The 11645-nt window shown below is 34.0% G+C and carries 12 protein-coding genes; 2 read left to right on the top strand and 10 right to left on the bottom strand.

All coding sequences use genetic code 11. The features are described from left to right. Window positions 1–8 precede the first annotated feature (8 nt). Entirely contained in the window at window positions 9–2477 is a 2469-nt protein-coding gene (locus tag SCA31_RS02000; protein WP_410695144.1) for an SEL1-like repeat protein, read from the top strand. A gap of 63 nt (window positions 2478–2540) precedes the next feature. Here the strand turns inward: SCA31_RS02000 and SCA31_RS01995 are convergent, their stop codons facing one another. From SCA31_RS01995 to SCA31_RS01950, 10 genes are all read right to left on the bottom strand, one after another. Then, complete coding sequence (locus tag SCA31_RS01995; protein WP_410695142.1) at window positions 2541–2921, bottom strand: VOC family protein; 381 nt, start codon at window positions 2919–2921, stop codon at window positions 2541–2543. Window positions 2922–3198: 277 nt separating this feature from the next. Next, complete coding sequence (locus tag SCA31_RS01990; protein ID WP_410695141.1) at window positions 3199–3885, bottom strand: DUF2306 domain-containing protein; 687 nt, start codon at window positions 3883–3885, stop codon at window positions 3199–3201. A 27-nt stretch (window positions 3886–3912) separates the two neighbouring features. Beyond that, window positions 3913–4371, bottom strand: a complete 459-nt coding sequence (locus SCA31_RS01985) for a DUF2750 domain-containing protein (RefSeq protein WP_410695139.1) — start codon at window positions 4369–4371, stop codon at window positions 3913–3915. A gap of 366 nt (window positions 4372–4737) precedes the next feature. Next, complete coding sequence (nudK, locus tag SCA31_RS01980; RefSeq protein ID WP_410695138.1) at window positions 4738–5334, bottom strand: GDP-mannose pyrophosphatase NudK; 597 nt, start codon at window positions 5332–5334, stop codon at window positions 4738–4740. A 73-nt stretch (window positions 5335–5407) separates the two neighbouring features. Beyond that, window positions 5408–5983, bottom strand: coding sequence for a hypothetical protein (locus SCA31_RS01975; RefSeq protein WP_410695137.1), 576 nt, complete (start codon window positions 5981–5983; stop codon window positions 5408–5410). Window positions 5984–5992: 9 nt separating this feature from the next. Then, window positions 5993–6904: a TIGR01777 family oxidoreductase gene (locus tag SCA31_RS01970; RefSeq protein ID WP_410695136.1), complete on the bottom strand. Its 912-nt coding sequence runs from the start codon at window positions 6902–6904 to the stop codon at window positions 5993–5995. A gap of 30 nt (window positions 6905–6934) precedes the next feature. Further along, window positions 6935–7279, bottom strand: coding sequence for a hypothetical protein (locus SCA31_RS01965; RefSeq protein ID WP_410695135.1), 345 nt, complete (start codon window positions 7277–7279; stop codon window positions 6935–6937). 5 nt (window positions 7280–7284) lie between these two features. Continuing rightward, window positions 7285–7887 (bottom strand): HPP family protein, encoded by a 603-nt coding sequence (locus SCA31_RS01960; protein WP_410695134.1) that lies wholly within the window; start codon window positions 7885–7887, stop codon window positions 7285–7287. Between the two features lie 467 nt (window positions 7888–8354). After that, window positions 8355–9521 carry an iron-containing alcohol dehydrogenase gene (locus SCA31_RS01955; RefSeq protein ID WP_410695132.1) on the bottom strand — a complete coding sequence of 389 codons (1167 nt, stop codon included), beginning with the start codon at window positions 9519–9521 and terminating at the stop codon, window positions 8355–8357. Between the two features lie 66 nt (window positions 9522–9587). After that, window positions 9588–10463, bottom strand: coding sequence for an AraC family transcriptional regulator (locus SCA31_RS01950; protein WP_410695131.1), 876 nt, complete (start codon window positions 10461–10463; stop codon window positions 9588–9590). Window positions 10464–11299: 836 nt separating this feature from the next. Between SCA31_RS01950 and SCA31_RS01945 the strand changes: the two genes are divergently transcribed. Continuing rightward, window positions 11300–11632, top strand: coding sequence for a single-stranded DNA-binding protein (locus tag SCA31_RS01945; RefSeq protein WP_410695130.1), 333 nt, complete (start codon window positions 11300–11302; stop codon window positions 11630–11632). The last annotated feature ends 13 nt before the right edge of the window (window positions 11633–11645 follow it).

Here is an 11645-nt window from a genome sequence, read left to right as displayed (position 1 = left end):
TAAAATATATGGCACATCGTATTTATATATATAATATTGATTCAAATACCGAAGAAGTATATCCATATTATCTGGGAGAATGGAACTATGAAATTCCTGAGCTGTTTATGCCTTTATTTGGCGGAAACCCCAGATCGAAAGGGAAAGGACTTTTTTTTGATAAAATAGAGGGTGTTTCAAGATTAAAACGCTTCTATCAGCTGTTGGCAGACCATTATCAGCTCCATTATAAGAAAGCATATTACGAGCCGGTAAACAAAATGTTTGAATTTCTGGACGCACTTCCTTATGACACCTTTTCAATGAATGCAACGGATGTATTCAACATGAATGAAGAAAGCCATAAAGATCAGGCCAAAGACTGGGTATTGGAAATCACGGAAAAGAATAAACTCTATGAGAAAGCAATGCGAAATCAGAACCTTACCGGGCTGGAAAAGGAAATTTTTGCAAGACATGGTTATGATACCTTTTTAGAATTGCTGGAAACAGACTGGATAGAATATGGACTGGGATACTGGAATGATGAACTGTATAAAAATCCATCAGAACCTTTTGAAGAAAATGCACTTTGGGGACTGAAGGATATTAAAGGGAATATAGTAGTACCTCCAGTTTATAATGAAATCTTTGCATTTAATACTGAAGGTATTGCCGTAGCACAAAAAAATGGCAAGTTTGGATATCTGAGAAATGACGGAAAAGTTCTCATTGAATGTATTTATGATGATGCTATTGATACTTTTCCTATCGAAGAAAAAAATTACGGAAATGTAGAAGTTGATGGTAAATGGGGAATGATTGACATTGATTCCAGAGAACTTACCATTCCTTGTGAATACGAAGAACTGGATATTCTTTGGTACAATGGGCTTTTTAATGCAAAAAAAGATGGAAACTACCGTGTGATCAATCTATTCAACAAACAGATGATTGCAGACCTTTCGGAAACCCCTTTTGAGTATGATTATAATGATCTGATCTATAGTAAAAAGACAGGAACTTCCAAGAGATCTTATTATACAATGAATGGAGTTTACTTCGGAGAACATCCTGAAGATTCACTGGTTCATATCTCAAATGGATATTACAGAGTCAATCCTAATAAGTTTCAGAAAAAGACCAGCATTATAAAGCCGGATGGAAGCCTTTTGGATTCAGAAATAGATGTAATGATGGTTTTGGGAGACTACAGCTATACAGCTTTTGCTTACAAAAAAGAGAAGGTATGGTATATTTACGACACAAGCCATGAACAGTTTAGGCTGGCAGGTAATACCATTGAAAATATTCATAGAGACTGGTACTCCCAGTTTATGGAAAATGTATTTCTGCTTTCTGACCAAAATGGGATAGGATTGTATGATGCATCAGAAGACCGTTGGATGATTCCGTCATCCAAAGAGTATAAAAAAATTGAAGCCTGTAAACAGGAGGTCTTTCGTATCACTGTTTCCGGGGGAATGTTTTATTATGATCAAAAGACAGATGTGAAAAGTGATATTTACGATTATATCTGTGAAGGAATAGAATATGATGAACAGCTGCTTTGCCTTTTTAAGGGGAGTGAAATGTTTATATTAAATTCCGAAAGAGAATTATACAAGGTTTCCAACTCTCAAATGGGAGCTTTTTATGACAAAAGATATAATCTTCGTGGAAAAGATCAGCAGTATTTTCTTAATTTCTATAATACATGGAAAGAAAAGACAGGTTCCGGATATGAAGCCTATTTTGATAATGAAACCTTGGCATCCCGTGCCGAAGAATATGCTCAAGAAGGAAACATTAAAGACGCCATCAGGCTTTATAAAATAGGAGTAGATAGAGGTGATGCCAATATGATGGTAGAACTAGGCTATATTTATACGGATGACAGTACGCCTCCTAAGTTCTATGATCTTCAGAAAGGGCTTGCTCTGTACGAAAAAGCAGCATTACAGGACCAAACCTACGCATTGAATAATCTTGGCTATCATTATCAAAATGGTATAGGATACCCGCAAAACATTAAAAAAGCTTTAAAATATTTCCGTAGGTCTGCTGAGCTTGGCAATGGATTGGCAATGCAAAACCTGGGACTTTTATACTTCTATGGTGATTATGTATTGCAGGACTATGATATTGCGTTGGATTATTATAAGCAGGCAGAAAAGAAGTTCCAGTTCAATGAGGATAAGATATCTGAGATCTATTATCAAAAAAGAGATTATGCCAATCTTCAACGCTATTTAAGAAAAGACAGTGAAAATACCTATTCCAATATCTATTACGGAATTCTATATGATGATGGGTTAGGCGTAAAGCAGAACACGAAAAAAGCAATTACTCACTATGAAAAAGCGTTGGGATATTCCACTTATACCCATGCTTTGAATAGACTTCTATATTTTTATAAGGAAGATCCAGCTTTTGCCAACCCGGATAAATATAACTATTGGAAGGCATTTGGAGAAGAGAATGATATGGATGTATAATATGAAATTTTTAAACCATTAAGATTTAATAATGTGATCATCTTAATGGTTTAAATTGATCATTTAATAATAATTGCTTACTTCAATGAGATTCTCGTCCGGATCACGGAAATAAACTGATTTTATCTTCCCCACAGCGCCGGTTCTATCTACAATTCCCTCAATAATTTTAATCTTTTTCTGTTTCAGTTCTTCCACTACCTCCTGAATATCCGTTTCTGAAATGAAACAAAGATCTGCAGAACCACAGGTTGGGCTGTCAGCCTTAGGTTCAAACTCATGGCCTTTTTGATGCAGGTTGATCTTTTGATTTCCAAAGATGTGTGCCTTTCGGTTATCTCCGAATGTTACTACTTCAAATCCCATAATCTGAGTATAAAATTCAATCGTCTTTTCTATGCTGGCAACCGTGAATACAATGTGGTCTATATTTTTTATTATCATTTTTTTCTGTTTATTATAAATGTTTCATAAAAATACCTGAAATCAGTGATATTTAGAGCTATTTTGGTGTCTTTCAAAAAAAAATATTATATTGGATTAAAATAACTTTATGGGCTGGGAGCTTACTGATATAAACTGGGATTTTCTTTATCTGGTAATTATTTTGGCAATTTTTACGGTAATGGCTTATCTCATGATGCGTTTCTGTAAAAGATGGACAATGAAGAGTAATTATGCCATATTTTTAAACTTACTGGTTTTCCTTGTTTCATTTTTATTAATACTGTTTACTGCCGTCGTTATTTTCCTGGCGAATGTCTCTTTTGAGCGGTAATAAAGGACGATTTCTTCTAAGAATTAAATAAGCAATCAACAGGTTTATAACAAGGGCCAGCCAAACATTAAGACCATAGAAAAGCTCATAATGATACTTTTCATTATAGAATAAATTTTTAACGATTCTGAATGTAATGGCAGTCGTGGTAATGGCATAGCTTAGAATCATATAACTTTTATGGTCAGTTACATTTCCTTTTTTGATGAAAAGCACTGCCCTAATGGTAAAATAAGCCCAAAGAATATCCTGAATTAAAAATCCTGTGATCCCGATTAATCCACCATTTGAAAATAGTCCCAATACAAAGCAGGCAGGAACGTTGATGACAAGAATATTATAAACATAGACCTTTCCGATGATTCTATGCAGCTTTTTATTCTCCTCTAAAAACAGATTGGAAAATTGGGTCAAACCAGCCAAAAGGCAAAGTGTTATCGAAAAAATATGGATATAAAAAAAAGTCATCCAGTAAGGATTATCAATCACATTTTGTTTAAATGCGAGAAAGCCTACATTTTTATCAAAAGAAGTATACTGGGAAATCGTTTTCAGCATCAGAATACTGAAAATAAAAACTAAGCATAAAGCTGTTATTTTAAAGATTTTTATCCCCAAGGTCTTTAGCATTTGTTGGCTGATATAAGAATATGTACACTAATCTTTCAAAATTTCCCTGATCTGACTTTCCAGGTCCTCCATATTTTTGAATTTTCTCAGTTCCAGAGATTTTCCAGTAGCTCTAAGCTCTTCAATACTATCCATAATAACCTCTAGAGGCTCAGCTTCATAGCCGAAAAGATGGCTGTCAAAATTAGTTCCTACGATAAGACCGTCATTGTTCATCCCTAAGCACCAGTTTTCTAAAAATTCTCTGAGAGGAATAGGAGAGATCTCATAATGACTCCATTCCTGATCTACACAGGATTTTGCCCTCGCAGCATCTGACCAGAAACAAACGATCTGCACTGGTTCACCATCTTCGTCTTCTATTTCGTTAGAATAGGAGGTTGCATATCCTTTTTCATCCTTTAAGGTGTACACGGTTTCGGTCTCATTGATTTTTTTTATGAAATCTTTATAACGGTTTTGAACGGTAATATGATCCTGTATCATTTTAAAAGTAATTATAATAAGCTATTTTTTACGACTCTTTGTATATATTATTTCAGGTTTTTTTCCGTCAAGATTTCTTTTTGTTCTGCCAAATAATCTAATTTCGATATCATTGGGTATTTTATTTTCAATCTCTGATGGGTTTACGTAGGTATATATTCCGTAGCCGTGTCTTGGAATTTAGGCTTTTATTGTGAGCTTTACATGTTTAATAATTTCTGAGCTATCCATTATTCTGATATTTGAATTTGTTACTTTTTTGGTCTTTATTAACCTGATTGCAACTTGTTAAAGATAGAATAAAAGCTGTAATGAAGACTTGGTTTTTCTTCATACATGAATTGCTTTAATGTAGAGGTTATTAAATTATATAATATTTTTAAGCCTCAGATATTGCAGCAGCATAATCGTCTTGGCATCCATGATCTCCCCTTTATCGATCATAGAAAGTGCTTGATTAAAAGAGATTTCCAATACTTCAATGTTTTCGCCTTCTTCTTCCAGTCCACCTCCCTCTGTAATTTTCATTTCATTTGAATATTCAGCAATAAAGAAGTGAAGAATTTCCGTTACAGAACCAGGGGACATATAGGCTTCAAATACTTTTTCCACTTTTGAAATCTTATAGCCTGTTTCTTCTTCTGTTTCCCGTTTAATACAGTCTTCAGGATTATCATTGTCTAAAAGTCCTGCACAGGCTTCAATAAGCATTCCTGTAGGATTTCCATTGATATAAGTAGGTAACCTGAACTGTCTGGTCAGGATGACGGTATTGGAAACTTTATTGTAAAGAAGAATAACCGCTCCGTTTCCACGGTCATAAGCTTCTCTACTTTGGGTTTCTGTTGTTCCGTCATTTTTTAAAACAGCATAGGTCACTTTATTTAAAGTGTACCAGTTATCTGATAGAATTTCTGTTTTTAAGATTTTTATTCTGCTGTTCTGTATAATAGTTTTTTCCATAATATATTTCAATTGTTTGGAGCAATTTTTAAATTTTGGTATTTATTGATGATAACTTTTAGAATTTGAAAGATTAATTATTCTTCAGGATAAACGTAAGCTTAGAATTTTTAATGAAGTCTTCCATAGAAGTTGCAGCTGTTGCATTTTTATTGGTAAGTTCAATAAGATAATTGGATGTTCCTGGTGATCTTCCGTCTTTAGAAGTGATATTAAATACCTTTACTTCGGGATTTGAACTGAGAAAACTCAGATGATGGGTGTCAATTATTTTCATATTGGACATATCAAAAGAAGCGTGGGGATCTTTCTGAAGTTTGTAAAATTTCCTCTGCATCTTGTCGGTAGTTTCTGTAAGGAATTTTTCTATCAGATAATCTGTTAAAAGCTGTGGATAGATAATGCCTTCCTGTAGCAGTATTTTTGTTTCCTTATCATTTTTATCGTAATTAATAATTTTATCATCAAACATGACCAGATTATCTTGTACGGTTATTTTACCTGAAAATTTTTTATAATTTTTCTTTTTGTATCCATTTTTGAATTGTTCGGTAAGCGCTTTTTCCTTTGTATTCAGAGCCTCGTTTTTTTGTCCAACAACGGAGATGGAAAACAGTAGGAAAAGCATAAATATGTGTTGTCTTTTCATAATACCAAATTATTTTTCATGATTTAATAAATTATCAAGTGCTTCTTTCAAATCTGAAAACTGAAATTGAAACCCTGCCTCCTGAATTTTCTGTGAAGAAGCCCTTGAACCCTCCAGTATAGCCATTGCCAGTTCTCCGAACATTAGTTTTAAAATAAACCCGGGAACATTAGGCATCCATAGAGGTTTGCCCAGTATCCCAGCGATTTTTTCAGTTAAATCTTTATTGGTAGTGTGTTGTGATGAAACTGCATTATAAGCACCCTTTACAGCATGATTTTTTAAAGCAAATTCATAGATAGAACAAATATCCTCAACATGAATCCATGGCATATATTGCTTTCCGCTGCCTAGAGGTGATCCAATATAAGACTTGATAGGTGGAATCATTTTCTTTAAGGCCCCATCTTTTTCAGAAAGTACAACAGCTGTACGTACTTTGACAACCCTTTCAGCGATATTCTGCTCTTTAAATTGATCTGCGGCTTTTTCCCAAAGAACAACCACCTCACTTAGAAAATCATTGCCTGCAGGATCATTTTCTGTATAAATCTTTTCTGTAGTTTCTGTGCCATAATAGTTAATGCCTGAAGCTGAAATAAAAGACTTAAGTCGTCTATTTTTTTTCTTTAAGGTATTCAAAAGCAATCCCGCCGAATCAATTCTGCTGGATATCAATTCCTTTTTCCTTTCGGCTGTCCAGCGTTTTTCCGAGATATTGGCACCTGCCAAGTGAATGATATGAGAAACATTTTCCAGTGCTGATTCGTCAATGGTTCCCTTTTTTAAGTCCCATTCATACTCATTACTCTGCATTTTTTTTCGGGTAAGCAATCGTATATCATATTCATTACCTATCTTTTTAACCAGTTCTTTTGCAATCATACCGCTGGCTCCTGTAATCAAGACAATTTCTTTCATAATACTATATTTAAGAGAGGTGTAGATAATTTAGACTTGGCTTTTTACAATCAGAACAAAGTCATCCTCTAGAATTTTGTAGCCATAATCGTAGATAAATCTATATTCTGATCCATTTTTATAGACTTTCAGGTTGGTGAAATAGTCAGAATCAAAACCTAAGCCATCTAGCCTAGATTTTGCAACCTTTGTTTTACCATCGGTATTTATTTCTTTCAGAATGCGATAGTTTTTGCGAAGCTTGTTGTTCACATTTCGCATCAAGTTAGTAGAATCCTTATTCTGCTTATTATTGTAGGCATTTCGGCAGGCATCGTTGCAGAATTTTTTATCAGACCTTCCGATTATTTTTTCACCACATTCCAGACAATTCATAATTTTTATTTTTTCACTTTGTGTGCATGTGCATGTTTTTTTCTCAATAACCTTATAAACCTGCTATGAGTAGGGTAACTTCTGTTGGATGTTATATTATTAAAAAGTAAAGCCACAAGCAGAAGAATAATACACCCTGAAAGAACAGGAGAGATGACGTACCAGTATCCTAATTCCGGAATTTTTCCCGTAGAGCTCACTGCTATCAATGCTGTGGCTCCACCTGGAGGATGTAAGGTTTTTGTATACTGCATCAATACAATAGAAAAAGCTACGGCCAAAGGTGCAGAAAGCCATATGATGTCCGGAACGATCTGATAAACTGTAACTCCCACCAATGCTGAAAGAACGTGTCCACCAACCAGATTTCTCGGTTGGGCCAAAGGACTCTGAATTGCTCCATAAATAAGAACACTTGAGGCTCCAAAAGAACCGATCAGAAAAATATTTTCAGTCTGTGCTAAAGAGTGGGATTGGATAAATGCAATCAATCCAATTCCGAAAAAAGCACCCAGAAATGACCAAAAATGCTCTTTGTAATCAACCAGAGTTTCCTTATAGATTACATATTTTGAAACTCTGAACGTTCTTTTTATTGTCTTCTTCATGTACTTGTCTTCTTTACTTTTTATAATTGATTGTATGCAAAATGCATAGGCTTTATCCAAGTTAGAACAAAGATACAGAATTATCCGTTTGTAAATGGATAGTATTGAGGAGCTAAGCGTTTTTTACATAGAAAGTAGAATAGATTAAACTTTTTATGAATAATTTATTTTGTGTTGGTTATTTGTTGATTGGATTGATGAGGAATGTATTTATATTTTAAAAATATGCAATGCCGAAAGGGGCAAAACTTTTGGATATTGTGATGATGGATTGCTTAACCAGAAAGGAAAGAACGTTAACTGAATTTAAAATTCAGACTTCACATTTACCCGTATCATTCAGATAGGAACAGAACTTAGCAGTATTATAGAATGTGAAAAAGTATAATCTTGAATGCCTTTTTAGTTGAATAGCAAAAGCAGGAACCATTTTGGGCTCCTGCTTTTTTGGTGCTAAAATTTAAATATTATCCTAAAACCAATTCCTCACTATAAACAAGACCTTCATAACAAGCATTATAAATAGCCTTTAATTCATCTAAAGAAGGAACTCTCGGATTGAAACCGGTACAAGGATCTGCCAGTGCATTGGCAGTAATATAATCAATGTTTTTATCCCAATCCTCTCTTGAAATTCCAAATTCTTTGATTGCTGATTGATTATTAACCTCAGAACGTAACTTCTCAATTGCCTGAGCAAGTTCTTCAGCTGTTTCTTTGCCAATTACTCTTGCTAAATCAGGGTAACGTTCTGTAGCCTGTACATTGTAACGGATAACATTCGGAAGGAAAATGGCATTGGAAGCTCCGTGAGGAATCCCATACAATGCTCCAACCTGGTGAGATAATGAGTGAACAATTCCCAACCATGCATTATTGAATGCTAATCCTGCCATAAAAGAAGCATCGTGCATATTCTGACGTGCTGTAATATTGTTTGGGTTTTCTACTGCTTCTTTTAAGTTATTGAAAACAATCTCAAGACCACCTTTAGAAAGAGCATCTGCAATATTATTATCAATATTAGAAACGAAAGCTTCCACACAGTGTGTTAATGCATCTAGACCTGTATTTGATGTCACATGTGCAGGCATTGAAGCACAGATCTCTCCATCTACAATGGCAATATCCGGTGTTAATTCATAAGAAACAATAGGATATTTTACCCCTTTTTCTCTGTCTGTAATCACTGCAAGACCCGTTGTTTCAGTTCCTGTTCCGCTTGTAGAAGGAATAGCGATAAACTTCGCCTTATTTCTTAAAACCGGAACCGTGAAAGGTTTAATCATTGCATCAAAATCAGCATCAGGATACTCATAAAATACCCACATAATTTTGGCTGCATCAATAGCAGAACAACCTCCTAATCCAATAATCCAATCAGGCTCAAATGTTTTCATCATTTCAGCTCCTTTCAGACATGTTGCTGATGATGGATCTTCCTCTACACCCTCGAAAATTTTAGTTTCGATTCCAGCTTCTGTAAGGTAAGCAACTGCTTTATCAAGAGCTCCGCTTTTTCTCATAGAGCTTCCTCCCGTTACAATTACGGCTTTTTTACCTTTAATATTTGCTAATTCTGAAAGACTTCCGGCACCATGGAATACCTCTCCTGCAATAAATAATTTGCTCATTTTTTTGTTTGATTTTAATGAAACAAAATTAGATAAGCCCAAACAGAGGATGTTATACAAACAGGATTATGTGTTATACATTTGCGCCAATTCCTGCTGAAGAGCTGTAGGAGTTTCCTTCAATTTTGATTTTACGAATTTGTTGAGTGCAGATGGAGAGTTGAAACCGAGATCAAAAGCAATTTCCTTATGAGAAAGGTCTGAAAACATCAATTGTCGCTTAATCTCTATTAAAATCCGGTTGTGAATGGCCTGGATTGCCGTTTCTCCACAATGCTTTTTTGTAATTGAATTTAATTTTTTTGTTGTAATAGCCAGTTCATCAGCATAATATTGAACCGTTCTGTATTGTTTATAATGCTCATTCAGTAATTTTTTAAAACGGACATAAACTGGTTTATCAGGAGTTTCTTTATGCAAAATAGGATGCAGTCCGTGAACAGATTCAATTAAACCTAACAGAAAAATTTTGATATGAAACCTTGCCTGTTCCTTTTTGATAAGACTTGGCTGCTGATAAATCCCCTGAATGATGGAAATCAAATATAAGCTTTGTTGAAAGTCTTCAGGAGATAAAACAGTACAATGAAGCTGTGTGGAAAGATTGACATTATAAGTACTAAGTTCATTCTTCAAGATATCTGAACAAAACAGTATTTCTTCAAACAGAATGATTTTTCCTTTCAGATCATCGCTTGTCTCAGAAATAAAATGAACCTGATCAGGAAATACCACAGAGATTTTTCCCGGTTTCAAAAAATGAATTTTATCCTCAATATGGAGTTGTAGCGTTCCACTTTCTATGATAATAATAAAAAAATGATTCTTTTTGTGAGGCTTTCCATAATTTTTCAAATAGTCATTGGTTAAATCAAAAACCCGAAAAGAAAGATTCTTATCCTCTTCTTTCTGAATATTCTTTTTAATTTCTAACGTCCTCATATATTCATTTCTTTATATTCAAAAATCATTAAAGTTCCTTCTTAGTAAGAAACAGAAGACAAAATTAATTTAAATCTCAATAAAATGGCCACAAATGCACGAATAAAAAGAATTCGTGTATTTGTGGCTAAAAAAAATTAGAATAGAAGATAATCGCTGCTGATTTATATTAAGGTTGAAGAAAATAGGTTACTGTTTATTTTTCTGTTTATTGATTTCTTCTTTAAGTAAACTGATGTATTCCTGTAGGTTTTTAATGATTTCTAGGCTTAATTCATTATTAATAGTAGCATTAATGTTCCCCAGATTGCCTTATGCATTATCGTTGAAAACAGGATTTTCAATACTTATTTTTGCTTCTTTCTCTTCATAAATTTTCTCAACTGGCACCTCAAGAAACTTTGCTAGTTTATCCCATTCAGACTGTATAATTTTTTACAGTTCCGCTTTCTTTTCTACTATAATTTGAAACATCTGTAGCAATAGCATCAGCAACTTGCTGTTGGGTATAACCTTTTCTCTTTCTTACTGTACGTAGTTTTGTTAGACGTTTTTACAAGTTTGCAAAAAAATAACTTATAAAATAGAGAGGTTTTCAAAATTTTTATCTACAAAAATACAATCGATTATTCCTTAGTAAGTTCATATCATTTCCTTTAAAGCAAGTATTCCTAAACACTTTTAATTTTCATTATCCGATAACAAACGACTACAAACGAATTTAAATAGTTTATAACCGACTGACTTTTGGCGATATCGCAAACTTTGCAATAGAGATTTGAGAAAACAGTGAACGTCTCTTATCTGAAAATATTAATCTTTAAAATCTAAAAGTTATGTCACTAAGAAACAAAGTAACATTAATTGGTTACACAGGTAAGGAAGTTGAAATGGTAAACTTCGACAACGGAAATGTAAAAGCGAGTATATCTTTAGCTACCAGCGATCATTACACGAATGCTAAAGGCGAAAAAGTAGAAGAAACACAATGGCACAATCTGATTGCTTTTGGAAAGACAGCAGAAATTTTTGAAAAATATGTTCCGAAAGGAAAGGAGATTGCCATAGAGGGAAAGCTTACGTACAGATCATATGATGATAAAGACGGCGTTAAGCGATATATTACAGAGATTCGTGTAGACGAAATCTTATTGTTGGGCGGTAAATAATTCTAAAAACACA

It is taken from the genome of Chryseobacterium sp. SIMBA_028, assembly GCF_046535285.1.
Taxonomy (GTDB): Bacteria; Bacteroidota; Bacteroidia; order Flavobacteriales; family Weeksellaceae; genus Chryseobacterium.
This window is presented reverse-complemented; position numbering and strand designations above follow the sequence as displayed.